Consider the following 24725-nt stretch of genomic DNA (forward strand, 5'->3'; position numbering starts at 1 on the left):
ACACCTTTGGACGAGGTTGTTTCTCCCCTGGTCAGGCGTCGTTCACCCAACCGTGTCCTTAGGACGGACGGACCACAAAAAATGCACGCGCGCACCGCAGAGCGGTACCCGCGTGCATTTCCCGAAATGTGGTCAGCGACCCTGGTTCGCCACCGCCGCGATGGCGTCCTTGGCGGCGTCCGGGTCGAGGTATTCGCCACCCGGCTTGAGCGGCTTCAGGTCCTCGTCGAGGTCGTAGCGCAGCGGGATGCCGGTCGGGATGTTCAGCCCCGCGATGGCCTCGTCCGAGATGCCGTCGAGGTGCTTCACGAGCGCGCGCAGCGAGTTGCCGTGCGCGGCCACGAGGACCGTCTTGCCGGTGCGCAGGTCCGGCACGATCGCCTCGTCCCAGTACGGGAGCATGCGCTTGACGACGTCCAGCAGGCACTCGGTCAGCGGCAGGTCGGGGCCGAGGTCCGCGTAGCGCGGGTCGGTGTCCTGGGAGTACTCGCTGCCGGGCTCGATGGGCGGCGGCGGGGTGTCATAGGACCGGCGCCAGAGCATGAACTGCTCCTCGCCGAACTCCTCCAGCGTCTGCTTCTTGTTCTTGCCCTGCAACGCGCCGTAGTGCCGCTCGTTGAGGCGCCAGTCGCGCTTGACCGGGATCCAGTGCCGGTCGGCGGCGTCGAGCGCCAGGTTCGCGGTCATGATCGCCCGGCGCAACAGCGACGTGTGCAGGATCTCCGGCAGCACACCTGCTTCGCGCAGCAGCTGACCGCCGCGGCGGGCCTCCCGCTCGCCCTTCTCCGACAAGGGAACGTCCACCCAGCCGGTGAACAGGTTCTCCGCGTTCCACGTGCTCTCGCCGTGGCGGAGCAGCACCAAGGTTCCGACAGACATGGCAGCTAGCCTGCCATGCCGACCCTCCCGCCGTACCCCGGCAGGTCACCGTGATCCACGCCATGGCACTCGTCGGTGCAGACGTGGATCTCCAGCTGAAGGCCAGCCGCCATGCGGACATGCGGCGGATCTCCGACGAGGGCGAGCGGGCGATGCGCGCCAACTGCCTGGCGCCGCTGATGACCTGAGAAGACCACACCATGAAGTGCGACACTTCCCCGAGAAGCCGAGAGGCCCCGGCAGCATCCTGCCGGGGCCTCGTCAGCACTGCAGCTCAGGCCTGTTCGCGAGCCCTGAGGTCCTTGCGCAGGATCTTGCCCGCGGCCGACTTCGGGATCGCCTCGATGAACTCCACCGCGCGGACCTTCTTGTGCGGCGACACGTTCTCGGCCACGAACGCCATCACGGCGTCGGCGTCGATCGCCGAGTCGGGCTGCCGGACCACGAAGGCCTTCGGGACCTCCTCGCCTTCCGCGTCGCGCACGCCGATGACCGCCGCGTCGGCGATCTCGGGGTGGGTGAGGAGCACGGCTTCGAGTTCGGCCGGTGGGACCTGGTAGCCCTTGTACTTGATGAGTTCCTTGACGCGGTCGACGATCGAGACGATGCCGTCCGCGTCGATCACGGCCACGTCGCCGGTGTGCAGCCAGCCCTCGTCGTCGATGGTGGCGGCGGTGGCGTCGGGGTTGTTGAGGTAGCCCTTCATGATGTTCGGGCCCTTGCACCACAGTTCGCCGCGTTCGCCGACGCCGACGTCCTCGCCCGTGGCCGGGTCCACCAGGCGGCATTCGAGGTTCGGGATGATCACGCCGACCGTGCCCACCGAGATGTCGTCGCGGTCGTCCGGGATCGCGTGGCTGACCGGGGACATCTCGGTCATGCCGTAGCCCTGGGAGACGCGGCAGCCGAGGCGCTTGCGGACCGCGGCGGCGAGTTCCACGTCCAGCGGTGCGGCGCCCGAGAACAGCGTGGACATCGCGGACAGGTCGTAGTTGTCGACGATCGGGTGCTTGGCCAGGGCGACGGCCACCGGCGGGGCGATGTAGACGCGGTCGGTCTTGTGTTCGGCGATGACGCGGAGGAACTCGGGCAGCTCGAACTTCGGCAGCGTCACGACGACACCGCCGATGTACAGGCCGTTGTTCATCAGCACCTGCATGCCGTAGATGTGGAAGAACGGCAATACAGCAAGAATTCGGGTGTGCGGGCCGACATCCGAAAGAATCGGGCCGCATTGCACGAGATTCGCGACCAAATTGCGGTGCGTCAGCATGACGCCCTTGGGCAGCGCGGTCGTGCCGGACGAGTACGGCAGCACCGCGATGTCCTCGGCCGGGTTGATCTCGACCGACGGCACCGGGTGGTCGTTCGCCAGCAGTTCGGGCAACGACGGGTAGCCCTCGGCGCCGTCGAGCACCACTACGTCGGTCACGCCGGCCTTCGCGGCACCGGGTGCGGCGTTGGGCAACAGCACGGACACCGTGAACAGCATCTTCGCGCCGGCGTCGTGCAGCTGGTGCGCGACGTCGTCGGCCGTGTAGAGCGCGTTGATCGTGGTCGCCGTGGCGCCCGCACGCAGGATGCCGTGGAACACGACGGCGTAGTAGGGCGTGTTCGGGCTGAGGATGCCGACCACGTCGCCCTTGCCGATGCCGCGCGCGGCCAGTGCGGCGGCCATGCGGTCGATCATGCCGGCGAGTTGGCCGTACGTGATCGAGGCGCCGGACATGCCGTCGATCAGCGCAACCCGGTCCGCCCGGTCGGCGATGTCGCCGAACAACAGCTCGTGCAGCGACACATCAGGGATCTCGACATCGGGGAACGGACTGCGAAAGACCATGCGGCGACCTCATTCACTCGCTGTACACCCAGCCTGTGGGGGTCATCGTGAGCCAGGCCACTGAGCAGGTCAAGGACTGCTCAATCGCTACAGATGCGTTACTTAGCACGTCTAAATACACTCGAATGGAGTAATACAAGCACTTGTGAACGCAATGATGTATCTGACAAGTTGATACCGCCTCCGCGAGTCGGCTCCCACGCTTACTCGACGAGCGCGAGGCACCTTGCGCGGTTCGTCATCCCCCGTCGAATCGCGTGGCCCGCTTGGGATCCGCAGGCACCCCCCGTCCACGGATCCATGCAGCGGGGACCTTTGACGCGGGACGGCTCGATGCGACTCCCCCTCTCTCCCGAGCCGTTCCGCGCATCAACGAAGGACCACTCTCAGTAGAACTCGATCATGTTGCTTCGTTCATTCGAGTGACACGCTTCCGGCGACGCAGCAGGTAGATCACCGCCGCCGCGGGCACTCCGAGAGCCACCACGAACGGCAGCACGGCGCCGACCGCGATCAGGATCCCGCCCAGCACCGTGAGCAGCGCGTTCCAGCCACCGGCGAGAGCACTGAGGAACCCGGCCTTCTCCGGCTCGGGCGGCGCGATCGGCACCGTCGCGACCTGCACGGTCAGCGTGGCGAGCGAGACCTTGCCCTTCAACGACTCACTGCGCCGCTGCATCGACTCGAGCTCGCTCTGCCGCTTGGTCAGCTCGGACTCGATCTGCGCGATCTCGGCCGTCGTCCCCGCCCGCTCGAACAACACCCGGAGCCGCTCGACGCTGGCCTTCTGCGTCGCGATGCGCGCCTCGACGTCGACCAGCTGGTCGGTGACGTCCTCGCTGCGCACCTCGCTCCGAGTCACCTCACCGACGCTCGCGAGATCCCGGACGACCTTGTCCAGCTCGGACGACGGCACCCGCACGGTCACGGAACCAGAGCTCTTGGTCGAGTTCTCCTGTCCCGCGAACCCGCCCACCGCCTGCGCCCGGTCCTTCACCTGGCCGATGGCCTTCAGCACGTCGTCGGCACGCAGGTCGACGGTCGCCGTGCGCACCAACTGCCGTTCCTGCTGCTGCACCGGCTGCACGCCCTGTGCGTTCTGCGTGTTGTTCTCCTGCTGCGGCGCCTTCTGCTGCGCCGCCTGCGGTGGCGCGGCGGCGTCCTGCGCCGACATGCCACCACTGCTCTTGCTGCTGCCACACCCCGTTGAAACCAGGGCCAGCAACGCGACTCCCACCCACAGCACTGGTTTACGCATGCTCATCCGACGGTGCGGGCGGGACCAGGGGTTGCCGCCTAGGCCGAAACGAGTTGCCGCCTACTCCGAAACGAGATGTTGGAAGGCCTGCAGGTTCGCCAGCGACTCACCGCGCGACACCCGCCACGCCCACTCCCGCCGGATCGCGTCGGCGAACCCGATCTCCAGCAACGGGTTGAAGTCGCCGTCGGCGGCTTCCAGCACCTGGCCGAGCACGCGGTCCAGCTCGTCGGCCGTCACGGCGTGCTTCCCGACCCGTCCGACCAGGTAGATGTCACCCTCGCCGTCGATCGTGTAGTGCACGCCGTACAGCCGTGCGTTGCGACGCAGCAGGAACCGGTAGACGTCCTCGAACGACTGGTCCGGCCGCCGGCACACGAACGCCTCGACCAGCAACGCGTGCGTCGTCTCGACCAGCCACACGTTGGTCTGGAGCTTCTTGGTGCCCGGCAACGTCACGAAGAACTTGCCCGGCTCACGCCGGTCGTACTTCAGCTCCCGTTCGTCCAGGAACTCCTTGATCACAGCGTCAACAGCGGAGTTGCTCAAGCGAAAACCTCCCGGCGGAACACGTCTGCCGCCTCTTGATACCCCGCCAGCAGGGCATCAGTCGTGCGATCCCACGAGAAGCGTCGCGCATGCCCCACCGCGTTGCTCGCCAGGTGCTCCCGCTGCGGCAACGCCACCCCGCTGATCGCAGAGGCCCACTCACCAGCCTCGTGCCCGTGCACGAGCACCCCGGACACCCCGTCGTTGACCGCGACCGGCAACCCGCCGACCGCCGCCGCGATCACCGGCGTCCCGCAGGCCTGGGCCTCCAGCGCCACCAGCCCGAACGACTCGTTGTAGCTCGGCACGGCCACCAGATCGGCGGCCCGGTAGACCTCCGCCAGCGTCGGCCCCGGCTGTGGCGGGAGGAACCGCACGACGTCGGTGATCCCCAGCTGGACAGCCAGCTCTTCCAGCGCCTTCGGCCGTTCCGTGCCGCTGCCGGACGGTCCGCCGACGATCAGCACGACCAGCTTCGACCGCAGCCCGGGATCGCGCACGAGCATCTCCGCGGCGGCACGCAGCAGCACGTCGGGAGCCTTCAGCGGCTGGATCCGGCCCACGAACGCCAGCACGATCGCGTCGCGCGGGATCCCGAAGCAGTGCCGCGCCCGGTCGCGGTCGCCGGGGGTGAACCTGTCGAGGTCGACACCGGGCGGCACCACGGCGACCTTGGACGGTTCCGCGTCGTAGAGCTTGATCAGTTCGCTGGCCTCGATGTCGGTGTTGGCCACCAGCCGGTCCGACTCGTTGACCACCTGTTCCTCGCCGATCACCCGCATCCGGGGCTCCGGTGTGTCGCCCTCGGCCAGCGCCAGGTTCTTCACCTTGGCCAGCGTGTGCGCGGTGTGCACGAGCGGCACGCCCCACCGTTCCCGCGCGAGCCAGCCGACCTGCCCGGACAGCCAGTAGTGCGAGTGGATCGCGTCGTAGTAGCCGGGCTCGTGCCGTGCCTCGGCGCGCAGGACACCCGCCGTGAACGCACAGAGCTGGCCGGGCAGCTCCTCCTTGCCCAGCCCCTCGAACGGTCCCGCGGCGACGTGCCGGACGCGCACGCCGGGTGCCAGTTCGGCCACCGGCGGCAGCTCCGACGACGTGGCGCGAGTGAAGATCTCCACCTCGACGCCGCGCTGGGCCATCCGCGTGGCCGTCTGCACGATGTAGACGTTCATCCCGCCCGCGTCGCCTGTGCCCGGCTGTTCCAGGGGCGAGGTGTGGACCGAGAGCACGGCTACGCGCTTCACCGGACCACCCGCTTCAGGTCGGAGAGGAACTGCGCGGGCCGCTCCAGGAAGGGCGCGTGCGCGGTGTCGGGATACAGGCTCAACTCGGCTCCGGGGATCAGGGCGGCGGAGTACTCGGCGGCGGCAGGGGCGACCACCTCGTCTTGAGTTCCGTGCACGATCAGCGTCGGCACGTCGACGGCCTTCAGCACGTCGGCGCTGCCCACATCCCTGCGGAACAGCTCACCTCGCACTTTATGGCTCACGGACGTCGCTGAGGCTGTGAGTTCGCCGACCGTCCCAGCAGGTAGCGCGGGTGCCATGGCCTGGCAGAACGTCGCCATCACGGTGTCATCGGTGATCGCGCCGGGCAACGCGGCACGCATCACGGGGCCGGTGGAGCCGCCGGGGCGGCCACGGCCGATCTCGGTGATGGCGCTCACGAACACCAGCGCGTCGATCAGCGCGGTGCCGTGGAAGCGGAGGTAGTCGGCGATCACGAGCCCGCCGTAGGACCATCCGACGACGGTCGCGGGTCCGGTGTGATCAAGCACGATCTTGAGGTCCTCGGCCCACCGGGCGGAATCACGGTAGTCGCCGAAGTCGTCGGATTCGCCGTGTCCTCGCAGGTCAACGGCGTAGGTGCGGAAGTCCGGCAGGTCCCAGACCGCACCCGTCTGCGCCCAGCCGTGGATCAGCACCACCGGCGGCGCGTCAGGCGGTCCTGCCTCACGGACGGCCAGTCGTCCCCCGCCGGCCGCCGTCACGTGTGTCAGATGCACACATGTACGAACGACCTGGTCGGGGGACGCATTCCCGGCAGTCCGCCTACTTCACGGCGGACTTGGCCTTCCACTGGTCCCACGGGATCTGCCAGTCGTACCAGTCGAACTGCGGCGGCAGCGTGGTGATGGAGCCGGTCACCTCGACCGGGTCACCGACCAGTGCCGAGTCGTAGTACGCCTTCGCGTCGGCTTCCAACAGGTTCGCGCAGCCGTGCGAGGTGTTGTTGGTACCGATGTTCGCCGCGTTGTCGTTGTTCTCGTGGATGAACTCGCCGTGGTTCGAGAACCGGACGGCCCACTTCTTCACGACGTTGGTGTAGCCGTAGCGCGGGTTGTCGAACGAGAACGTGTCGTTCTTCGCCATGACCACGAACGTGCCGTTCGGCGTGGTGAGCTCGGGGTCGGCGTCCTTGCCGAACGACGCCGGGTAGTCGGCGACCTGGGCACCGTCGCGGAACACCTTGAGCCGGTGAGTCGGGTTGTCGATCTTCACGACCTGGTTGCGGCCGATGGTGAAGTCGCTGGTCACGTCGGCCTTGCCGAACGCGCCGCCGCCGTAGTTCACGCCGTAGAGCTTCGCCTCGACCTTGACCGTGGTGTTCGCCGGCCAGTACTTCTCCGGCCGGTAGTGCACTTCCTGGGCGTTGAGCCAGGCCCAGGTGCCGGTGACGTTCGCCGAGTTGGTGACCTTGAGCGCCTTCTCGACGGTCGCCTTGTCCGCGACCGGGGCCTCGAACTTGACCATGATCGGCGCCGCGACGCCGACCGTCTGGTTGTCGCTGGGCCACAGCGTCGCGCGGGTCTGCGAACCAGGCGCGACGGTGGTGAACGAGCCCTTGAGCTCGACCGGCCTGCCGTCCTTGCCGACGACCTTGCCGGAGTAGCTGTACGTCTTGCCGTAGCCCAGCGGCTCGGCGGCGGTCCAGCCCGACTTGTCCTCGGTCAGCGTGCCCTTGATCTCTTTGCCCTCCGGCGACTTCACTGCGACGGACTCGATGTTGCCGTCCACCACGGTGACCTGCACCGGAGCCGTGACCTGCACGTCCTTGGTGCCGTCGACCGGGGACAAGGTGACCTTCGCGGACGGCTGCGAGGTGTCCGCCTTCGGTGACCCCGCCTCGACACTCGAGCAGCCGGTCAGCAGCGTCAGCCCGGCGACCAGCGCGACAAGTGTTCTCTTCACGGTTTCGACCTCCCACAAAGCAGGACGTCCAGCACGACCGGATGGTGCGAGTGACGTCGGTCACACGCCGTTCGGCCGCCTACGATCGAGGTCGTGAATCGACCTGTCGCAGTAGTGACCGGAGCTAGCGCGGGCATCGGCGAGGCCACCGCGCGGCGGTTGGCCGCCGAGGGGTTCCACGTCGTGCTCGGTGCACGTCGTCTGGACCTTCTCCACGTTATCGCGAAGGAGATCGACGGGACGGCCGTCGAGTTGGACGTCACGGACGCCGACTCCGTCGCCTCCTTCGCAGAGCGGGTACCCCGGGCGAACGTGCTCGTGAACAACGCGGGTGGCGCGCGTGGGCTCTCGACCGTCGCCGAGGGCGATCCCGAGGAGTGGCGCTGGATGTGGGAGGCGAACGTCCTCGGCACCTTGCTGGTGACCAAGGCGTTCATCCCGAAGCTGATCGAGTCCGGCGACGGGCACATCGTGTCCGTGACGTCCATCGCGGCGTTCGAGGCCTACGACAACGGCTCCGGGTACACCAGCGCCAAGCACGCCCAGTCGGCGCTGCACCGGACGTTGAGGGGCGAGCTGCTGGGCCAGCCGGTGCGGATCACCGAGATCCTGCCGGGCATGGTCGAGACGGACTTCTCGGCCAACCGGTTCGGCGGCGACACCGAGCGCGCGGCCAAGGTCTACCAGGGCATCACGCCGCTGGTCGCGGACGACGTGGCGGACGTGATCGCGTTCGCGGTCACCCGGCCGTCGCACGTGAACCTCGACACGATCGTGCTCAAGCCCCGCGCTCAGGCCTCCGCGACTCGGGCACACCGGGAGTGAGCAGCTCCACGTCGAGCTGACGCAGGACGGGTTCGACGGGGTTCGCGAATCCCGTCGAACCCGATCCGGCCACGTACAGGCCCACGACGCGGTTGTCGGCGTCGACCAGCACCGCACCGCTGTCGCCGTGGTCGCCGAAGCGTTCGGACGAGTGGACGCGGATCTGGTCGCGCAACGTCCTCATGCCGATTCCGTCGCCGAAGTCGAGCCTGACCGTCGCGTCCGTCGAGGTGACCATGCCGTGCGTCAGACCCGTTGTGCGGCCGTGTTTGCGCACGGTGGAGCCGATGCTCGCGGACGCGGTGCCGGTGATCGCGCCGATGTCGAGCACCTCCGCGCGGAACGGCCGGTTGCCCATCCGCAGGCCCGCCGCGCTGACCGCGCCGGCCAGTGCCGCCCGGTCCAGCACCGCGATCTGGTCGGCACCGGGGACTCCACCGTCCACTCTGGACGGATGCACGAACTCGTCGCCCACGGCCCACGAGTCGTCGACGCAGCCGACGTGGAACGTGGTGAGCCCCAGCACTTTCCTGGCCTCGTCCCTGGTGACCACGAACGCGCCGAGCGTGCCGGCGATCACGTACTCGCCGGCTTTCGGCACCTCCGGCGGCACGACCCGGAACGACCTGGCCGGGCCGATGCTGATGCCGCCGCGCAGCACCGGATGACGTTGCGCCTCAACGGGTTGTTCGTCTTCCGTGCGACTGATTCGCGCGCGGTGCAGCACGATCGACTCCGCGACCACGTCCGTCGGCACACCGCCGACCTGCGCCGGGATCTGCTGCGGGTGCTGAGACCCCTTGGCGCACACGTAGACCACGATCGCGGCTTTGCCCGTCGGGCGTCCGGCGGTGACCTTCTCGCCGATGTCGACGCCGATCACGCCCGGCCGCGACAGGAACTCGTCTTCGACCATGCGCTTGATCGGCCGGATGACCTCTCGCGCGTTCTCGTCGAGGTAGCTCATCGCGACCCCCGTTCCACAGCCCCTACCTCAATGAAACACGCCAGGTAGTGGTTCGTCACACGGAGTCACCCAGAAGGACTTAGGCCCAGAAGGACTTAGAGCTGAACGCCCACGAAAACCGGTTCGGGGTGCAGTTCGACGCCGAACGCCGCCCGCACACCGTCGCGCACCTCACGCGCCAGGTCGAGCAGGTCCTCGGTCGACGCGCCGCCGCGGTTGGTGAGCGCCAGCGTGTGCTTGCTGGACAGCGACACCCGCCCGCCGGGGCCCTGGTGGCCCTTGCGGAAGCCCGCCCGTTCGATCAGCCACGCGGCGGAGAGCTTCTTCTGGCCGTGGCCCGCGGGGTAGACCGGCACGTTCACGTCGGCGCCGAGGCGTTCGGAGATGCGGATCAGCACGCTCGTGAAGGTCGAGTCGTCGATGATCGGGTTGGTGAAGAACGAGCCGGCGCTCCACGTGTCGTGGTCCGTGGCGTCGAGCACCATGCCCTTGCCGCGACGCAGTTCCAGCACGGCCTTGCGGGCCTCGTCCGCCGGCACGCGATCACCCTGCGCCACACCGAGAACGCGCGCCAGCTCGGCGTAGCGGATCGGGGCGGACATGCCGCCGGCGGTGAGCGAGAACCGGGTGCGCAGCACGACCGCGCTGTCCGTGCCCTTCAGCACGCTGGTGCGGTAGTCGAGGCCCAGCTTGGCGGCGGGCACCTGGTGCACCTTGCCGCTGCGCCGGTCCAGAAGATCCACCGACTGCAACACCTGGGAGATCTCGACCCCGTACGCGCCGACGTTCTGCACGGGCGTGGCACCGTTGAGGCCGGGGATGCCGGAGAGGCACTCGAGGCCGCCCAGGCCCTGTGCGACCGCCTCGGCGACGACCGCGTCCCACTCCTCGCCCGCCTCGACGGTGAACTGGACGATGCCGCCGCCCAGCGGATCGAGCCGGAAACCCTTCGTGGCGACGTGCACCACGGTGCCGTCGAAGCCGCCGTCGGAGATCACGAGGTTGGACCCGCCGCCGAGCACGAGGACCTTCTCGTCGGCGGCGGCGTCGGCTGTTCGCACGGCTTCGACCAGCTCAGCGGCGGTCGTGGCGTGGACGAACCGCGCGGCCGGTCCACCGAGTCGGAGCGTGGTGCGCTCGGCCAGAGGTACGGACTGCGTGGTGGTCACAGACGTCAACGGTAGCCTCCGCGACATGGCACGCCGCATCGAGCACCACACCACGTCACCCCATTCGGCGGAGAAGGTCTTCGGCGCGATGGTCGACGAGACCTATCTGCGGGACAGGCTGGCCGCGATCGGCGGCACCAACGCCGAGCTCGTGACGTTCACCTCGGTCGACGGGAAGACGTCCTACCAGCTCAAGCAGGGTGTGCCTGCGGAGCACCTGCCTTCGGTGGCCAAGTCCCTGCTCGGTGGAGACCTCGTGATCCAGCGCGTCGAGAACTGGGCGGCCGGCGCGGGCACGGTCGAGGTCACGCTGGTCGGCGTGCCGGGCCGGTTGGAGGGGGCGTTCACCGTCACGGACAACGGATCCGGCTCGAAGCTCACCCTCGCGGGGGAGGCCAAGGTGAGCATCCCGCTCGTCGGCGGCAAGCTCGAAAAGGTGATCGCCGAGCAGGTCGCGGTGCTGCTGGACAAGGAGAGCGAGTTCACGTCGGAATGGCTCGCAAACCGCGGCTAGCGGCCGGCCGGGCCCGTGCGCTCGGCCTGCCGACGCGCGGCACGACCAACCCGAACCGCCTGCGCCGGGTCGACCGGTGGATGACCGGCACGCTCGCCGATTTCTTGTCGGACGCCGCCGATCCGCTCGTGGTCGACCTCGGGTACGGCTCGTCGCCGATCACCACCGTCGAGATGGCGTTGCGGCTGCGGACGGTACGTCCTGACGTGCGCGTGCTCGGGCTGGAGATCGACCAGGAACGCGTCGACGCGGGCAAGGCCGTCTCCGATCCGCCTTTCCTGGACTTCCGGCGCGGCGGCTTCGAACTGGCCGGCGCGCGGCCGGTGTTGTTGCGCGCGTTCAACGTGCTGCGCCAGTACACCGAGGAGCAGTCGTTCGAGGCGTGGGACACGATGCTGTCGCGCATGGCTCCCGGCGGCCTGGTGATCGAGGGCACGTGCGACGAGATCGGCCGACGGTGCACGTGGGTGACGCTGTCGTCGGACGGGCCGCTGAGGTTCACGCTGGCGTGCAAGCCGTCCGCGATCGAGACGCCCGGTGACATCGCCGAGAGGCTGCCCAAGGCGTTGATCCACAAGAACGTGCCGGGCGAGCGCGTGCACGCGTTGCTGGCCGAGCTGGACGCCTGCTGGGCGACCGCGGCGCCGTTCGCGCCGTTCGGGCCTCGTGCGCGGTGGGTGGAGTCGGCGCGGTTGCTGCGTGAACGGGGCTGGCCGGTGCTGGACGACCGGCGGCGCTGGCGGCTCGGCGAAATCACGCTCGATTGGGCCGCCGTCGCGCCTTAGTTGTGCTCCGTTGAGTTGGGCGGGCTGGGCGCTAGTTGCCGAAGTCCCGGATGGTCGCGCTCTTCGGGACGTTGCCGTCGAGTTGGTAGTAGAAAACTGCCGGTGCAAGCGTTTGCTGATCACGCCAACTACCGCCAACTGTGCAGATGGCAGCCATGAGAGCGCGATCTTCATGATCGAAGCGGCGTCACTCCCGCCGTCACTGTCCCAAGAGATAGCTGCGACGCGCCATTAGTGCCGTGGCCGTCAGCCTTTGCCCCGTTTTCGGCGCCCTGCTGAGCGTTGAAAACGCGGCGAAGGTTGGCGGTCACGGCACTAGGGTGAGATTTGTGGACTTCGTCGCGCAGGTTGAGACCCAGGCTTCATTGATGCGTACGGCCGCCCTCAAGGCAGGCCCGGACGCCGCTGTTCCGTCGTGTCCTGAGTGGACGGTTTCGAAACTCGTGCGGCACATGGCCGAGGTGCACACGTGGGCGGCACAGGCGGTCGTCACCCCGCCCGAGGCCGGTCGGCCGGAGTGGCAGAAGGCGCCGCGCGACTTCGACGAGGCGCTTTCCTGGTGGGACAACGGGCTTTCGCTGCTCGTGCAGCGGTTGCGAGAGACTCCCGCGGACCGTCCCGCGTGGACGTTCGGCGAACCTGCCCTCGCCGGCTTCTGGACCCGCAGGCAGGCGCACGAGACGTCGATCCACCGTCTGGACGCCGAACTCGCGATCGGTCACGACCTGCCGACGCTGGTGTTCGACCCGGAGTTCGCCGCGGACGGCATCGACGAGTACCTCACCGTGCTGGTGGCCCGCCGGATCGAACTGGGCAACGCCGTCGGGGGAACCGGCCGGCTCCTGGTCCACGCCGCCGACGCGGGCCGCACCTGGCAGGTCAGGCTGGCCGCGGGCGAGCCGTTGGTCGTGACCGCCCCGCAGGACGCGGCCTTCGACGAGGACGCCACCATCGCGGGCACCGCCGACGCGATCTACCGGGCGCTGTACCGCCGCCCGAACCACGCGATCGTCACCGGCGACCAGTCGATCCTGGCGGCACTGCCCAGTCCGTGAACACCGCAGCGAATACTCTTGGGGCGTGTCATCGCCTGAGCGTCGCTATGTGATCACCTTCGGCTGCCCGGACCGCACCGGCATCATCGCGAGGATCTCGTCGTTCCTCGCGGAGAACGGCGGCTGGATCGTCGAGGCCGCGTACCACACCGACCCCGAGACGGGCTGGTTCTTCACGCGCCAGGAGGTCCGCGCGGACTCCCTGCCGTTCGGCGTGGACGAGCTGCGTTCGAAGTTCGCCGACGTGGCCGCCGACCTGGGCGCGCTGTCGACGTGGACGGTGACGGACACGGGCGAGCGCAAGCGCGTGGTGATCCTGGTGTCCCGCGAAGGCCACTGCCTCTACGACCTGCTCGCGCGCGTGGCGACCGGCGAACTCGACGTCGAGGTGTCCGCAGTCATCGGCAACCACCCGGAACTGGGCGACATCACCCGCGCCCACGGCATTCCGTTCCACCACGTGCCGTTCCCGGCGAACAACCCGGAAGGCAAGCAGGCAGCGTTCGCCGAACTGCGCGAACTGGTGGAGAAGCACGACCCGCACGCCGTGGTGCTGGCCCGCTTCATGCAGATCCTGCCGCCGGAACTGTGCGCGGCCTGGACCGGCCGCACGATCAACATCCACCACAGCTTCCTGCCGTCGTTCATCGGCGCCCGCCCGTACCACCAGGCACACCGGCGCGGCGTGAAACTCGTCGGCGCCACGTGCCACTACGTGACGGCGGACCTGGACGCGGGGCCGATCATCGAGCAGGACGTCCTGCGCGTGCAGCACGGCGACTCGGTCGCGGACATGGTGCGCAAGGGGCGGGACATCGAGAAGGTGGTGCTGGCGCGCGGGTTGCGGTGGCATCTGGAGGACCGGGTGCTGGTGCACGGCAACCAGACGGTGATCTTCTGACCTACCAGCTCTCCTTGCGGTAGACCGTCTTCTCGCTGAAGTCGTCGTTCTCGCGCTGGGTTTTCTCCGGTGGCACAGGTGGTCCGGGCACGGACACGTCGGTGTCCAGCTCGTTCGCGTGGCTGCCGACGACCTGGCGGAACTCGCCGAGCACGTTCGCCGCCGCCTGCTCGCGAGCCGCCCGAACCAGCGCGAGGATCTTGGTCGCGAGCTCCGCGTTGCCCTCGATCTTCAGGTCGAGCAACGCGCCGTTGGAGGCGACTGTCGCGGTGACGGACTTGTCCTCCGTCATGACGGTCGTGCCGGCGGATTCGAGGTTGCGACGGAAGGCGGTGGCGTTGCGCTGGAGCTCGGCCGTCTTGGCCTCGAAGTCGGCGAGCCATTCGTCTGGAGTCATCGAGTACTCATTTCCGGGTCGGGCGAGGGCCGTACTTCTTTTCGAGTTCGGCCAGGTCACCGAGCTCGACATCGCCACTGAAGACGGAATTCGGCGAGCTGCGGACCTCACCGGAAGGCGGCTTGTCCGACGAGTAGAAGGTGACGGGCAACGAGACAGAACGCTCGCCAGACTTCCAGTAGATCTCGCGTGCCTCTTCCACCAGTTCGTCGAACTTGGCGTCCGACACCGATGCCGCAGACAGCGTCGCCTGGAGGTGGACCTGCTGGCCGAGGTCTAGTCCGTGCACGTACTTGTACGCGGCGTCCTCAACCCCTGCCGTGGACTTCCACCCGGCAACGACCTGTTTGCCGATGTCGTCGACCGTCGGACGATTCGCGTCAGTGGCGCCGCATCCGGCCAGAAGTCCGGCAGCTGCCACGATTGCGGCGAGGCTACGGAAGTTCATTCACACCCTTTCGAGCAACGTGGTAGTTCTGAGTCACCGAATTTTTGTCGTCGCCGTTCAAGAACGCCCCAGCGCTGTCCTTGAAACGCGTGACCGACGGATCTGAACTCGAGTCCAGCTGCCGGGCCGCTTCGGTGTAGTTCTCCCGGATCGCATGGTTTCCGCTGAACCCGCCGGTTTGGTTGTCGAAGGTGACGGTCGTGCGGTTCGCGGAATCGGGATTGTCGCTGGCGTCGAGGTGCGGAACGATGTCATTGCGATTTTCCAGCGACAGCACCTGAACGTCGGACGGCACGTCAATGCGGCCGACCGGCGATCCCGCAGTCACCACATGGGTCACGTTGTAGCCGTTGGCTTTCAGGTCGGTGGTCGCTTGCGCCGCGACGATCCCGCCCTGGCTGTGGCCGACGAGCATCACTGGCGCCCCCGTGTCGTGCGCGCCAGCCTTGCGCAACGCCTCCTGGATGCCTTCCTGCAGCACGGTGTTGTTGCCCGCCATCGCATCCACGTTGACGCCCAGGTCGTTCGCGCTCTTCACCTGCCCCGGCAGCGGCCAGTCCTTCGTACCGGGGACGTCCACCACGTAGCCCGTGACGTTGCCGTTGGCGTCCTTGATGATCTTGACGTCGATGTTGCTCGGGCGCCCGCCGTCACCGTCGTCCATCCCGTCGTTGCGCTTGGCCAGCCCGTTGAGCAGGTCCTGCAGGTTGTCCGGCGCGCCGTAGTTGTGTTCGCCGACGGGAGTGGTGACGGCCTCGCCGTCCGGATAGGTGGCGGCGAGCAGGTCCAGCGTGGTGGCGAGGTCGACCGGGATGCCGAGAGCGCTGAGCATGCCCGGCGACATGCCGATCAGCGTGTCGACCATGCCGGGGTGGTCGACCAGCCACTTCTCCCAGTTGCCGTCGTAGTTCAGGTACACGTCGGTGGCGATCGCGCCGCCCCCGACCAGGGCGGCGCCAAGGGGGTTGGTGGCCACGGCCAGACCACCGAACCAGCGGGCGGCGTCCAGGCCCTTCGCCGCCAGTTCATCAGCCATCTCGTAGGCGATCCTGGTGGCCTTCAACGCTTCGCCGCGCAGCCCGATGCCGGCGGAGGTGACGGTGAGGCCGTTCGGTCCGTCGAGCGCGACGGCCATCGCCGCCTCGAACTTGACCACGCCGCCGGGGTTGAGCAGCGAGGAGGCGAGCACGTCGGGTTCGACCAGGAACTTGTGCCCGGCGGCCGCGGTCTCGAGGGTGTCGCCGGCGACGTCCGCGGTGAGCTCACCCATGTCGGCCAGGTCGTCGTACTTGGCGTCGGTGCCGCCCGCACCGCCCTCGACCTGGATGTTCGAGATGGTCATGACAGTGCTCCCGCCACCGCGGGCGCCACCCAGGTGCCCAGGTCTTCCCGCTGGGCCGGCTCGAGGCGCACCATGCGGCGGCCCGACCCGTCCGGCTCCGGTTCGAGGCCGCTCCAGCCACCTGCCGTGTGCACCCAGTTGACCTGGGACGTTCCGTTTCCGCCGAGGACGAGGCAGCGCAGCGCGCCGTCGGTCTGGGTGGCCACGTCCTCGGCGAGCGACGCTTCGTCACCGGACAGGTTCAGCTCGGCCAGCACGGCGGCAGGAGCGTCCGGGTCGGCGGCGCGGAACAGCCTGGCCGCACCCATCTCCTGCAACGCCACCAACGGCAACCGGCCGCGAAGAGGCTCCGCTTCGTCGCCACCTCCGAGCCGTGACTCGAGACTCGTGCCGACCGGGTCCTCCTGCGGCACGGCGCGGATCAGTTCCTTGCCCAGGTCGACGGAGGCGAACATGGACAGTTCGACGGCTCCGTCGCCGAGAGCGAAGAGCGACGCGCCCAACGGTCCGTTGACCGCGTGGACGCTGTGCGAACTCTTGGCGCCGATGGACGCGATGGTGTCCAGCAGGACCGTTGGCCCGGCGAGGATCTGCAGGTTGCGCTCCACCGACGGGTGGACCTCGGCGTCGTCACCGACGCCGGTCACGACGCGTTTCTTGGTGAGGCCGGACTCAGCGGGCCCGATCTGGACGTCGGCCGCGGGCATCCAGTCCGGTGGCAGATCGACACCGGTCTTCTCGACCAGGTAGGCGAACTCGCCGGCGGACAACACCAGCCGGTGCGGTGCCGGGGTCACGCGGGCACTCCCTGGCCGCGCATGTACTCGCCGACCTCGAGCCATGCCTTGTCGCCGTGCGGCGGCAGGTTGTCAGGGCCCCACTTCCAGCCGGTCCACGGTGCCTGGGGCGGCTGAGGTGCTTGTCCGCCACCGAAACCGAGAGCGTCGGCAACACCGTTCGCGATGTCCTTCACGGCGTTGTTGAACGCGTCGACGGCGCGGTTGAAGGTGTCGATCGCGCTCTTGAACCAACCCGTGACGGCCTCCGCGATCCGCTTGATCGCAGCGATCATCTCGCGGACCTCCTGCGCGTGCCGGCGCAGCACCGCCGCGGCCCCGTCCAGCCCGTCCGCCGCCTGGAACAGCTTGCGTTTGTCGGCCTCGACGGTGTCGCGGCACCGGTCAGCGGCCACGGACTGCCACTGCATCCTGCGCGCCGTGTCGTTCATCTCGGTGCCGCGCGTGCGGACCGACTCAGCGCGCTTCTCGATCTCGCCCGCGATGCGGTCCAGCTCGTCCGGATTTCCGTACACCCCTAGCCCCCGTTCACTCGCCGTGAGCGAACCACAACGGGGAGGCAGCTCGCCCGGTGAACCGGACAAGATGAGGGGAACTACTCAGCGGCCCGGTTCGAGCTCGCCGGCCGTCGAGCGCGGACCGTGTTCGCGCTCCATCTCCACGACGTCACCGAGCTTGAACTTGATGTCATCGCTGGTCAGGACCTCGGCCCCGGAGGGCGAGCTGAAGGTGACCCGGAAGTCGACCCGGCGGCCGGTGCCGGTCCAGTAGTCGCGGCGGAGGATCTTCATGGCCTCGTCGGCCTTGGCCCGGTCCGGCACGGTCGCCCTGACTTTGAGGTACTGCCGGTAGTCCATTCCGGTCGTGTACTCGACCTCAACGGCGGAGACCGCGTCGAGAGCCTTCAGGTCGGATTCGATGCGGTCGCTCAGGTCCTCGACGGTGTCGTCGGACGTGCCGCACGCGGTGAGGAACAGCAGCAGCGCCAGGAGCGCGAGGCGCCTCATTTGCTCGGCCTCGTCGGACGCGGGCCGTAGCTGGTCTCCAGCTCGGGCGGGAGGTCGAGTCTGCCGTTGCGCACCGGTTTACCCGAATCGGGTTTGTCGGCGTAGGGCGGGTCCGCTGTCGTGTAGACGACGTAGCTCGCGCTGCACGACTTCCAGGTGCCGCGCCAGCAGTCGCGGCGGGCGACTTCCACGACCTCGTCGACCACCGGGCCGGTGATCTCCTCCGCCTTCAGCATGACCTCCAGGCGGAGGCTGTCGCCGGCGTCGAGGCCGTGGGTGTACTCGAACTGGGCCGCGGCCACGTCCGGGCGTTGCTTCCAGTCGGCGACGACCTGTTTGCCGATGGCGTCGAGTTCCGGGTCGAAGCCTTCGAGCACGCCGCAACCGGTCAGCAGCAAGAGAATCGGCAGAAGTCTGAGCATCGCGCACCCCCGCCGTGGATCTTGGCAGGGGTGCGCGGTGCGTGCCGGGCGAACGTCAGATCTTGGCCGCGGCCCTGCCCACGGATTCGACCAGCCACCCGGCGTCCGCGGCGGTCATGACCGCCGGAGGTGTGAAGCTCACCGTGCGGCCGCGGAAGTCGGCGAGGATGCGCAGGCGCAGCAGTTCGCCGGTGAACACGTCGGCCGCCCGTTTGTCCGGCAGTTCGACGCCGAGCAACAGGCCGCGGCCGGACGCGTGGGCCTTGCCGGCGACCACGGCTCGGAAGCCCAGCAGCAGTTCGTCGCCGAGCAGGGAGGCGCGTTCGACCAGGCCTTCTGCGGCGGTGACGCGCAGGGCGGCGTTGACGGCGGCGGTGGCCAGGGGTGACACGTCGTCGGAGCCGCGCCACAGCGGGACTTCGACGGCGGCGGTCGCCACCACGGCGGCTATCGGGAGCACGCCGCCGGAGAGGCCCTCGCCCACCAGGAGGATGTCCGGGGTCACGCCGTCGAGGTCGGAGCCCCACCAGACGCCCAGGCGGCCCAGGCCGGTGCGGGTTTCGTCGACGATCAGCAGCGCGTCGTGCTCGCGGCACACCTCGGCGATCGCGGTCAGGTAACCGGAGGGCGGGCACGCGACGCCGCGGACCGGTTCCACGAGCACGCAGGCCGGTGGGCCGGAGGCGAGGACGGCCCGCAACGAGTCGATGCCGCCGTACGGGACTTCGCCGGTGGTCAGCACGCGTGGACGGCCGTTGGCCTGGGCGAGTGCCACGGCGAACTGGGCTGCTTCGGAGGCCGACGAGAAGGTGTGCACGTGGTCGAGGCCGTTGGGCGTGACCAGGTCGAGCATCAGACGGTCCAGCAGCGACGGCCGGCGCACCTGGCCGACCACGGCCTGCACGACGGCAGGGTGGGCGTGGCCTAGCAGAGGTACTCCGTAGCCACCGCAGTCCAGGTACTCGACGCGGTGGGGATCTACCACTCGGGCGCCACGAGCGGCGCATCCGGTCAGCTGTTCGGTAGCCATTGCGGGGAACCTTTCCTGGGCAGCGCGGCCCGAGGCCGCTCGACGAGACGACGAGCGGACCTGTAGTTCCCACTACCTGTTCGGATTCCAGGGCACGTTGGTTCGCCTCAGGCATAGGCTTTCTTTCGTGCGGATCGAAATCACCGACCTGGATCAGCTGCGGGCACAGCCTGACCTGCGCAAAGCCGTCATCATCGGGCTGGACCTCACCCGCGAGGACGTGCGGGTCCCGATCGACGGGGCGCTGCTGCTCGGCTGCACCCTCAGCGAGACCATGCAGCGCCGGGCCGACGCCGCGGGAGCGTTGATCTTCCCGGTGATCCCGGACCTGCCGTACGAGGTGTACCGGTCGAAGCTCTACACGCCGGACGAGCTGTTCGACGGCTTCGACCCGGCAAACCCCAGGTCGTACGCGGACACCCCGGACGCGGTGATCTACAAGCACAGCAAGCAGCAGGGCCACCACCCGGACCCGTTGCACGCGCTGGCCGAACGCCTGCACGACCACTCGATCACCGAGGCCCTCGACGAGACGCTGACGGGCTCACCGATCGCGGTCATGGGCGGCCACGCGCTGGCCCGCGGCTCGGACGGCTACCGCGACGCCGTCGAACTCGGCGCCGCGCTAGGCCGGTCCGGTTTCACGGTGCTGACCGGCGGCGGACCGGGCGCGATGGAGGCCGTGCCACTGGGCGTGCGACTCGGCTCGGCCGACAAGGACGTCCTGAACACCATCGCGCGGGCGCCGTCGTTCGGCCACGACGACGAGTCGATCGGCCGGTGGCTGGCGGCGTTCCCGGAGCTCCCGAGCTTCGACAAGCCGCGCACGATCGGCATCCCGACCTGGTTCTACGGCCACGAGCCGCCCAACCCCGCCTGCGAGCTGCACGCGAAGTACTTCGCCAACTCGGTCCGCGAGGAAGGCCTGCTGACCGTCGCGACCGGCGGCATCGTCTACACGCCGGGCAAGGCGGGCACGGTCCAGGAGGTCTTCCAGGACTTCACGCAGAACTACTACGCCAGCGTCGGCCCGGCCGCGCCCATGATCTTCCTGGGCAGGGAGTTCTGGACCGACGAGGTCCCGGCCGCACCGCTCGTGCAGAAGCTCGCGGCCGGCCGGGAGGCCGAGCAGTGGATCCTCGTCACCGACGACGTCGACGAGGCGATCGAGCTACTGGTCAAGTACGCGGGCTAGATCAGGCAGGACCTCGGCGCCGGGCAGCTTCATCAGCACGTCGCCGGGGATGAGGATCTTGCTGCCCCGGATGCCGCTGCCCACGACCAGTTCGGGGGCGGCGGCCACCTCCGGCGACACCAGGATCGGCCAGTCCGCGGGCACGCCGATGGGCGTGATGCCGCCGTACTCCATGCCGGTCAACGCCACGGCCTCGTCCATCGGCGCGAACGACGCCTTGCGCGCGTCCAGCCTCTTGCGGATGACGCCGTTGACGTCCGCGCGCATGGTCGCGAGCACCATGCAGGCCGCATAACGGATCTCGCCGCCGCGCTTGCCCGCGACGACCACGCAGTTCGCCGAGGCGGTCAGCGGTGAGCCGTAGTGCGCGCAGAACTCGGCGGTGTCCGCCAACGATGCGTCGATCTCGGCGACGGCGACGCGGTCAGCGCCGTCCAGGTTCTTCAGCGCGGCCTCGACGGGTGCGGGCACCAGGTCGAGCCGGGAAAGCACGGGAACGGGTTCCAACGATCCAGCGATGGTCCACACGGGATCCATCCTGCCAGCGAGTTCGCGCCGGCTTCCAGGCGAACTCGCCGCGCGAGCGGAGCGAGTGCCATGAACACTGTTTGACTTTGACGCTGCGTCAACCTCTACCTTCGATTTCAGAGCGCGAAGGGGGAACCGGAATGGCCTGGTCGATCGCCCAGGTGGCCCGGATGTCGAAGGTGACGTCCAGGACGCTGCGGCACTACGACTCGATCGGGCTGCTGCCGCCGGCCTGGATCGGCGACAACGGTTACCGCTACTACGAGAAGGAACAGGTGCACCGCCTGCAGCAGATCCTGCTGCTGCGCGACCTGGGCCTGGGCCTCGACGTGGTGGCGGACCTGCTGAACGGCACGGACCAGCTGACGGTCCTGCGCAACCACCACCGGTGGCTACGGGAGGAACGCGAACGGCTGGACCGGCTCGCCGGCACCGTCGCGCGCACGATCGCCGAACTGGAAGGAGGGGACGAAGTGAAGATGGAAGAGCTGTTCGACGGGTTCGACGCGTCGAAGCAGAAGCGCCACGAGGCTGAGCTGATCGAGCGCTACGGCGACGGCGTCAAGGAGCACCTCGCCGAGAGCAGGCAGAAGCTCAAGGACTGGACGCGGGCCGACGCGGACGCGTTCATGAAGCAGTGGCAGGACATCGCGCGGGAGCTCGGTGCACTGTTCACGGCGGGCACGGCGATCGACGCTCCGGAGACGCAGGAGCTGATCGACCGCCACCACCGCTGGATCTGCCTGAGCTGGACGCCGAACCGCGAGTCCTACAAGGGGCTCGGCGACCTCTACGTGGACTCGGACGAGTTCCGGGTGAACTTCGAGGTCAACGGCGACAACATGGCCGAATGGGTTCGTGACGCCATGGCGCACTACGCGGAGACGCGTCTCTAAGAGCTGACCGGGGGCTGCAGACCCCGGATCAGTCCAGACCGAAGGCCTTCAAGGCCGCGCGGTTGAACGCCGGCAGGTCGTCGGGATTGCGGGACGTCACGAGCGTCCACCCGTTCATGTCGCACACCCGGACCTCTTCGTCGGCCCAGTCGCCACCCGCGTTGCGGATGTCGGTCCGCAGGCTCGGGAACGAGGTCAGCATCTTGCCGCGCACTACGTCCGCCTCGACCAGCAACCACGGTCCGTGGCAGATCGCGGCGATCGGCTTGCCTGCCGAGACCAGTGCATGAACCAGCTCAACGGCATCGTTGTCCATGCGCAGAAAGTCGCTGTTGGCCACACCGCCCGGAATGACGGCACCGTCGTAGTCGTCGGCGTTCGCGTCGGCGTACGTGGTGTCGACCGGGAACGTGTCGGCGGGCGTCAGGTGGTTGAAGCCACGCACCTCACCGAGCTTCGGCGCGAGCAGCCGCGGCACCCCGCCGGCCTTCTCGACGTGCGTCCACGGGTCGGTGAGCTCGACCTGCTCGATGCCCTCCGTGTCGACCAGGAATGCGATCTTCTTCTGTTCAGCCATGCACTTCGGCTACCCGGCGAAGAAGGAGATCAATCTGTGCCGCACCTCGTTGCGGTGGGTCAGCATCGGTGAGGGCGAGTCCACCAGCCACAGCTCACCGTTCGGGAACGCCGCCGCGGTCGCCTTCGCCACGTCCTCGGGGTGCAGCGGATCTCCGACAGCCCCGACGACCAGCACCGGGATCTTGACCGACGCGAGCAGCGAAGCGTCCTCGACCGCGACCTGACCTGGCAGTTCGTCGGCCGCCGCGGCCAACCGCTTGAGCGCCTCACGCCGTTCCGCCACGTAGATCGGTGGCCCCGCGGTCAGGTCGGACAGCTGCTGCATCGTGAACGACTGACGCGGCTGGTCCAGCACCGCGGGCAGCAGCAGCGCGACCCGTTGAAAACGATCAGGTTCGAGCGACAGCAGCCGGACCAACGCCCCGGCGCCCAGCGACACGCCCACGGCGTGATCAGCGGGAACGGAGCCGAGATCGGCGGCGATGCGGCCGTAGTCCCAGTAGCCGGGCGGCGCGTCGGGTGCGTCACCGTGCGACGGCAGCGTCACCACCACGCGAGTGCCGGGCAGCCCGGAGGCGGGAATCCGCGCCTCACCGGGCGTTGCGCCGAGCCCGTGCGCGACCAGGGTCACCGGCGAGCCGGTGCCGTAGGCGTTCGTGATCACCAGCGAGGGCCGCGCTGCACCTCGATCAGCTTCGGTCGCACGTCCACCATGTAGACGAGCACGGCGACGAGGCCGGCGAGCCAGAAGATCGAGCCGAAGCTGTACGGCTGGAACAACAGAATCGCCGCCGTACCGCCACCGGTGATGCCCAGCCAGGCGGGCTTGGTCATGCGCTCGGCCGCGGTGTACGCGTCGACGCGCTGGGTCAGCGCGTGGAAGAACGCGAACAGCCCGACAACGCTGAACCCCAGGTCGGCGAAGAAGTACACGATGCCGTCGAGGTTCCAGAAGCTGAAGATCGGCACGTAGAACACGCACCCAGCCTACGTGCCGGTACGAAAAGAGGGGAGCGGCCCCGACCGGGCCACTCCCCTCGACTCGATTCAGACTTTCAGCGACTCACTTGGCGGTGTTCGGCGTGGTCGGCTTCTTGGCCGCCGTGGTGGTGCCGGTGGTGCGGGTCGTCGTCGCCGGCTTGCGGGGCGCCGTGCGGTTCGCGGCCTTGCGGGTGGTGCTGCGGACCTCGTGCGCGGCCTCGCCACCGGCCTCGACGATCTCCTCGGCCAGCTTCTCGGCGCCGTCCTCGACCTCGTGGGCGACCTTCTCGCCGATCGAACGGGTGCGGCGGGTCACCTTGCCGAGCACGTCGTCAGCCAGCTCGCGGGCGTCGGCGGCAGCGGACTCGGCGCGCTTCTGCGCGGCCTCGACGGCGTGCTCGACCTGCTCCACGGCCTGCTTGACCTGCGGCTGGGCCTTGATCTGCTCCAGCGTCTGCTCGCCCTGCTCGGCGAGGTAGGTGTACAGGTTCACCGCGGAGGCGGTGTAGGCGTCGACCAGCTTCTTCAGCTCGGCCGGCTGCAGCTTGTCGCGCAGGTCGTTGAGCTCGGTCGGCAGGTCCTTGGCCTGGGTGCGGGCCTCTTCAGCGCGCTCCTTGGCCTTGGTCAGGGCCTCGACCACGGCCTTGGCGGCGAGGTCACCGGCACCGAGCGCGGCGAGCAGCGCCTGGCGTGCGGCGTGGGCGCCCTGCTCGGCGGCCTTGCGAACGTCGTCCTGGGTGAGCTTCGGCATGGAGATCAGTCCTCCTTGTTGGTGGCGGTGTTCTCCCGCCTGAAAGATTCGTAAACGTCGAGCAGCACCTGCTTCTGCCGCTCGGTCAGATCGGTCGCGGCGACGATGGCGTCCGCCAACGCACCGCCTTCGCGCTGCTGGAGGATCCCGGCCTCGACGTAGAGCACTTCGGCCGAGATGCGCAGGCCCTTGGCGATCTGTTGAAGGATCTCCGCGGACGGCTTGCGCAGTCCTCGCTCGATCTGGCTGAGGTATGGGTTGGAGACACCCGCCTGCTTCGCCAGTTCCCGCAAGGAGATCTTGGCGGTGTTGCGCTGTTCGCGGATGTACTCACCGATGTTGCGGCCGAGGTCCGCGACTGCTTTGTCGATGGACTTGTCCACTGTTCCCGCTCCCGTTCCTCGTGCCACCAACTACGT

The 24725-nt window shown here is 68.5% G+C and carries 31 protein-coding genes; 8 read left to right on the forward strand and 23 right to left on the reverse strand.

Annotation, left to right across the window (positions count from 1 at the left end; genetic code table 11):
• Positions 1-132: 132 nt before the first annotated feature.
• A complete protein-coding gene (locus SK803_RS30390; protein WP_319969573.1) occupies positions 133-879 on the reverse strand; it encodes a phosphoglyceromutase in 747 nt (248 codons plus the stop codon).
• Positions 880-941: 62 nt separating this feature from the next.
• Between SK803_RS30390 and SK803_RS30395 the strand changes: the two genes are divergently transcribed.
• Positions 942-1067, forward strand: coding sequence for a hypothetical protein (locus SK803_RS30395; protein WP_319969574.1), 126 nt, complete (start codon positions 942-944; stop codon positions 1065-1067).
• A gap of 86 nt (positions 1068-1153) precedes the next feature.
• Here the strand turns inward: SK803_RS30395 and SK803_RS30400 are convergent, their stop codons facing one another.
• The 6 genes from SK803_RS30400 to SK803_RS30425 all read right to left on the reverse strand — a co-directional run bounded on the left by SK803_RS30400 (position 1154) and on the right by SK803_RS30425 (position 7717).
• The gene (locus tag SK803_RS30400; protein ID WP_319969575.1) at positions 1154-2719 is read right to left on the reverse strand and encodes a 4-coumarate--CoA ligase family protein; all 1566 of its coding nucleotides are present in this window, start codon (positions 2717-2719) and stop codon (positions 1154-1156) included.
• Positions 2720-3119: 400 nt separating this feature from the next.
• Entirely contained in the window at positions 3120-3977 is an 858-nt protein-coding gene (locus SK803_RS30405) for a DUF4349 domain-containing protein (protein ID WP_319969576.1), read from the reverse strand.
• A 60-nt stretch (positions 3978-4037) separates the two neighbouring features.
• A complete protein-coding gene (locus SK803_RS30410; RefSeq protein WP_319969577.1) occupies positions 4038-4526 on the reverse strand; it encodes a type III secretion system chaperone family protein in 489 nt (162 codons plus the stop codon).
• A complete protein-coding gene (mshA, locus tag SK803_RS30415; RefSeq protein WP_319969578.1) occupies positions 4523-5770 on the reverse strand; it encodes a D-inositol-3-phosphate glycosyltransferase in 1248 nt (415 codons plus the stop codon). Before mshA ends, SK803_RS30410 begins: the two co-directional genes overlap by 4 nt.
• The gene (locus SK803_RS30420) at positions 5767-6531 is read right to left on the reverse strand and encodes an alpha/beta fold hydrolase (protein ID WP_319969579.1); all 765 of its coding nucleotides are present in this window, start codon (positions 6529-6531) and stop codon (positions 5767-5769) included. Before SK803_RS30420 ends, mshA begins: the two co-directional genes overlap by 4 nt.
• A gap of 46 nt (positions 6532-6577) precedes the next feature.
• Entirely contained in the window at positions 6578-7717 is a 1140-nt protein-coding gene (locus SK803_RS30425) for a L,D-transpeptidase (protein ID WP_319969580.1), read from the reverse strand.
• A gap of 93 nt (positions 7718-7810) precedes the next feature.
• On the opposite strand from SK803_RS30425, the gene SK803_RS30430 reads away from it, so the two are divergent.
• Entirely contained in the window at positions 7811-8542 is a 732-nt protein-coding gene (locus SK803_RS30430) for an SDR family oxidoreductase (RefSeq protein ID WP_319969581.1), read from the forward strand.
• On the opposite strand, the gene SK803_RS30435 is transcribed toward SK803_RS30430, so the two are convergent.
• Both SK803_RS30435 and SK803_RS30440 read right to left on the reverse strand, forming a co-directional pair.
• Positions 8496-9509 (reverse strand): chymotrypsin family serine protease, encoded by a 1014-nt coding sequence (locus SK803_RS30435; RefSeq protein WP_319969582.1) that lies wholly within the window; start codon positions 9507-9509, stop codon positions 8496-8498. The genes SK803_RS30430 and SK803_RS30435 overlap by 47 nt on opposite strands.
• Before the next feature lie 95 nt (positions 9510-9604).
• Positions 9605-10705: a UDP-N-acetylmuramate dehydrogenase gene (locus SK803_RS30440; RefSeq protein WP_319969583.1), complete on the reverse strand. Its 1101-nt coding sequence runs from the start codon at positions 10703-10705 to the stop codon at positions 9605-9607.
• Between SK803_RS30440 and SK803_RS30445 the strand changes: the two genes are divergently transcribed.
• The 4 genes from SK803_RS30445 to purU all read left to right on the forward strand — a co-directional run bounded on the left by SK803_RS30445 (position 10704) and on the right by purU (position 13933).
• Positions 10704-11192 (forward strand): DUF2505 domain-containing protein, encoded by a 489-nt coding sequence (locus SK803_RS30445; protein WP_319969584.1) that lies wholly within the window; start codon positions 10704-10706, stop codon positions 11190-11192. The genes SK803_RS30440 and SK803_RS30445 overlap by 2 nt on opposite strands.
• Positions 11171-11977: a class I SAM-dependent methyltransferase gene (locus tag SK803_RS30450; RefSeq protein ID WP_319969585.1), complete on the forward strand. Its 807-nt coding sequence runs from the start codon at positions 11171-11173 to the stop codon at positions 11975-11977. The genes SK803_RS30445 and SK803_RS30450 overlap by 22 nt, the downstream gene beginning before the upstream one ends.
• A 368-nt stretch (positions 11978-12345) precedes the next feature.
• Positions 12346-13032 carry a maleylpyruvate isomerase family mycothiol-dependent enzyme gene (locus tag SK803_RS30455; RefSeq protein WP_319969586.1) on the forward strand — a complete coding sequence of 229 codons (687 nt, stop codon included), beginning with the start codon at positions 12346-12348 and terminating at the stop codon, positions 13030-13032.
• Between the two features lie 25 nt (positions 13033-13057).
• Positions 13058-13933, forward strand: a complete 876-nt coding sequence (gene purU / locus SK803_RS30460; RefSeq protein ID WP_319969587.1) for a formyltetrahydrofolate deformylase — start codon at positions 13058-13060, stop codon at positions 13931-13933.
• Position 13934: 1 nt separating this feature from the next.
• On the opposite strand, the gene SK803_RS30465 is transcribed toward purU, so the two are convergent.
• The 8 genes from SK803_RS30465 to SK803_RS30500 form a co-directional block, all read right to left on the reverse strand.
• Entirely contained in the window at positions 13935-14330 is a 396-nt protein-coding gene (locus SK803_RS30465) for a hypothetical protein (RefSeq protein ID WP_319969588.1), read from the reverse strand.
• 7 nt (positions 14331-14337) lie between these two features.
• Positions 14338-14778 carry a hypothetical protein gene (locus SK803_RS30470; protein ID WP_319969589.1) on the reverse strand — a complete coding sequence of 147 codons (441 nt, stop codon included), beginning with the start codon at positions 14776-14778 and terminating at the stop codon, positions 14338-14340.
• Positions 14765-16120, reverse strand: a complete 1356-nt coding sequence (locus SK803_RS30475) for a PGAP1-like alpha/beta domain-containing protein (RefSeq protein ID WP_319969590.1) — start codon at positions 16118-16120, stop codon at positions 14765-14767. Before SK803_RS30475 ends, SK803_RS30470 begins: the two co-directional genes overlap by 14 nt.
• Positions 16117-16917, reverse strand: a complete 801-nt coding sequence (locus tag SK803_RS30480; RefSeq protein ID WP_319969591.1) for a hypothetical protein — start codon at positions 16915-16917, stop codon at positions 16117-16119. The genes SK803_RS30475 and SK803_RS30480 overlap by 4 nt, the downstream gene beginning before the upstream one ends.
• On the reverse strand, positions 16914-17432 hold the full coding sequence (locus SK803_RS30485) for a putative T7SS-secreted protein (RefSeq protein WP_319969592.1): 519 nt from the start codon (positions 17430-17432) through the stop codon (positions 16914-16916). The genes SK803_RS30480 and SK803_RS30485 overlap by 4 nt, the downstream gene beginning before the upstream one ends.
• Positions 17433-17516: 84 nt before the next feature.
• The gene (locus SK803_RS30490; protein WP_319969593.1) at positions 17517-17924 is read right to left on the reverse strand and encodes a hypothetical protein; all 408 of its coding nucleotides are present in this window, start codon (positions 17922-17924) and stop codon (positions 17517-17519) included.
• The gene (locus SK803_RS30495; RefSeq protein WP_319969594.1) at positions 17921-18346 is read right to left on the reverse strand and encodes a hypothetical protein; all 426 of its coding nucleotides are present in this window, start codon (positions 18344-18346) and stop codon (positions 17921-17923) included. The genes SK803_RS30490 and SK803_RS30495 overlap by 4 nt, the downstream gene beginning before the upstream one ends.
• Positions 18347-18401: 55 nt before the next feature.
• On the reverse strand, positions 18402-19376 hold the full coding sequence (locus tag SK803_RS30500; protein WP_319969595.1) for an aminotransferase class III-fold pyridoxal phosphate-dependent enzyme: 975 nt from the start codon (positions 19374-19376) through the stop codon (positions 18402-18404).
• Positions 19377-19503: 127 nt separating this feature from the next.
• Here SK803_RS30500 and SK803_RS30505 point away from each other — a divergent pair, with 127 nt between their 5' ends.
• The gene (locus SK803_RS30505; protein WP_319969596.1) at positions 19504-20571 is read left to right on the forward strand and encodes an LOG family protein; all 1068 of its coding nucleotides are present in this window, start codon (positions 19504-19506) and stop codon (positions 20569-20571) included.
• Here the strand turns inward: SK803_RS30505 and SK803_RS30510 are convergent.
• The gene (locus SK803_RS30510) at positions 20548-21108 is read right to left on the reverse strand and encodes a YbaK/EbsC family protein (protein ID WP_319969597.1); all 561 of its coding nucleotides are present in this window, start codon (positions 21106-21108) and stop codon (positions 20548-20550) included. The two genes, SK803_RS30505 and SK803_RS30510, sit on opposite strands and share 24 nt — an antisense overlap.
• A 131-nt stretch (positions 21109-21239) precedes the next feature.
• Here SK803_RS30510 and SK803_RS30515 point away from each other — a divergent pair, with 131 nt between their 5' ends.
• A complete protein-coding gene (locus SK803_RS30515; protein ID WP_319969598.1) occupies positions 21240-21995 on the forward strand; it encodes a MerR family transcriptional regulator in 756 nt (251 codons plus the stop codon).
• A 28-nt stretch (positions 21996-22023) separates the two neighbouring features.
• Here SK803_RS30515 and SK803_RS30520 read toward each other — a convergent pair whose 3' ends face one another.
• The 5 genes from SK803_RS30520 to SK803_RS30540 form a co-directional block, all read right to left on the reverse strand.
• Positions 22024-22572: a type 1 glutamine amidotransferase domain-containing protein gene (locus SK803_RS30520; protein ID WP_319969599.1), complete on the reverse strand. Its 549-nt coding sequence runs from the start codon at positions 22570-22572 to the stop codon at positions 22024-22026.
• 9 nt (positions 22573-22581) lie between these two features.
• Positions 22582-23238 (reverse strand): alpha/beta fold hydrolase, encoded by a 657-nt coding sequence (locus tag SK803_RS30525; protein ID WP_319969600.1) that lies wholly within the window; start codon positions 23236-23238, stop codon positions 22582-22584.
• The gene (locus tag SK803_RS30530; RefSeq protein ID WP_319969703.1) at positions 23235-23510 is read right to left on the reverse strand and encodes a DUF2516 family protein; all 276 of its coding nucleotides are present in this window, start codon (positions 23508-23510) and stop codon (positions 23235-23237) included. Before SK803_RS30530 ends, SK803_RS30525 begins: the two co-directional genes overlap by 4 nt.
• Positions 23511-23637: 127 nt before the next feature.
• Positions 23638-24306 (reverse strand): hypothetical protein, encoded by a 669-nt coding sequence (locus SK803_RS30535; RefSeq protein ID WP_319969601.1) that lies wholly within the window; start codon positions 24304-24306, stop codon positions 23638-23640.
• A 5-nt stretch (positions 24307-24311) separates the two neighbouring features.
• Positions 24312-24689, reverse strand: a complete 378-nt coding sequence (locus SK803_RS30540; protein ID WP_030477927.1) for a helix-turn-helix domain-containing protein — start codon at positions 24687-24689, stop codon at positions 24312-24314.
• Positions 24690-24725: the final 36 nt, after the last annotated feature.

This window comes from Lentzea miocenica (assembly GCF_033949945.1).
GTDB classification, from domain to species: domain Bacteria; phylum Actinomycetota; class Actinomycetes; order Mycobacteriales; family Pseudonocardiaceae; genus Lentzea; species Lentzea miocenica.

Excerpts from the sequence above, each read along its gene's own strand:
- SK803_RS30390 (WP_319969573.1), bottom strand. The coding sequence starts at position 879 with ATGTCTGTCGGAACCTTGGTGCTGCTCCGCCACGGCGAGAGCACGTGG.
- SK803_RS30395 (WP_319969574.1), top strand. The coding sequence starts at position 942 with ATGGCACTCGTCGGTGCAGACGTGGATCTCCAGCTGAAGGCCAGCCGC.
- SK803_RS30400 (WP_319969575.1), bottom strand. The coding sequence starts at position 2,719 with ATGGTCTTTCGCAGTCCGTTCCCCGATGTCGAGATCCCTGATGTGTCG.
- SK803_RS30405 (WP_319969576.1), bottom strand. The coding sequence starts at position 3,977 with ATGCGTAAACCAGTGCTGTGGGTGGGAGTCGCGTTGCTGGCCCTGGTT.
- SK803_RS30435 (WP_319969582.1), bottom strand. The coding sequence starts at position 9,509 with ATGAGCTACCTCGACGAGAACGCGCGAGAGGTCATCCGGCCGATCAAG.
- SK803_RS30445 (WP_319969584.1), top strand. The coding sequence starts at position 10,704 with ATGGCACGCCGCATCGAGCACCACACCACGTCACCCCATTCGGCGGAG.
- SK803_RS30440 (WP_319969583.1), bottom strand. The coding sequence starts at position 10,705 with ATGTCGCGGAGGCTACCGTTGACGTCTGTGACCACCACGCAGTCCGTA.
- SK803_RS30450 (WP_319969585.1), top strand. The coding sequence starts at position 11,171 with ATGGCTCGCAAACCGCGGCTAGCGGCCGGCCGGGCCCGTGCGCTCGGC.
- SK803_RS30455 (WP_319969586.1), top strand. The coding sequence starts at position 12,346 with ATGCGTACGGCCGCCCTCAAGGCAGGCCCGGACGCCGCTGTTCCGTCG.
- SK803_RS30465 (WP_319969588.1), bottom strand. The coding sequence starts at position 14,330 with ATGACTCCAGACGAATGGCTCGCCGACTTCGAGGCCAAGACGGCCGAG.
- SK803_RS30470 (WP_319969589.1), bottom strand. The coding sequence starts at position 14,778 with ATGAACTTCCGTAGCCTCGCCGCAATCGTGGCAGCTGCCGGACTTCTG.
- SK803_RS30475 (WP_319969590.1), bottom strand. The coding sequence starts at position 16,120 with ATGACCATCTCGAACATCCAGGTCGAGGGCGGTGCGGGCGGCACCGAC.
- SK803_RS30490 (WP_319969593.1), bottom strand. The coding sequence starts at position 17,924 with ATGAGGCGCCTCGCGCTCCTGGCGCTGCTGCTGTTCCTCACCGCGTGC.
- SK803_RS30495 (WP_319969594.1), bottom strand. The coding sequence starts at position 18,346 with ATGCTCAGACTTCTGCCGATTCTCTTGCTGCTGACCGGTTGCGGCGTG.
- SK803_RS30500 (WP_319969595.1), bottom strand. The coding sequence starts at position 19,376 with ATGGCTACCGAACAGCTGACCGGATGCGCCGCTCGTGGCGCCCGAGTG.
- SK803_RS30510 (WP_319969597.1), bottom strand. The coding sequence starts at position 21,108 with ATGGATCCCGTGTGGACCATCGCTGGATCGTTGGAACCCGTTCCCGTG.
- SK803_RS30515 (WP_319969598.1), top strand. The coding sequence starts at position 21,240 with ATGGCCTGGTCGATCGCCCAGGTGGCCCGGATGTCGAAGGTGACGTCC.
- SK803_RS30520 (WP_319969599.1), bottom strand. The coding sequence starts at position 22,572 with ATGGCTGAACAGAAGAAGATCGCATTCCTGGTCGACACGGAGGGCATC.
- SK803_RS30535 (WP_319969601.1), bottom strand. The coding sequence starts at position 24,306 with ATGCCGAAGCTCACCCAGGACGACGTTCGCAAGGCCGCCGAGCAGGGC.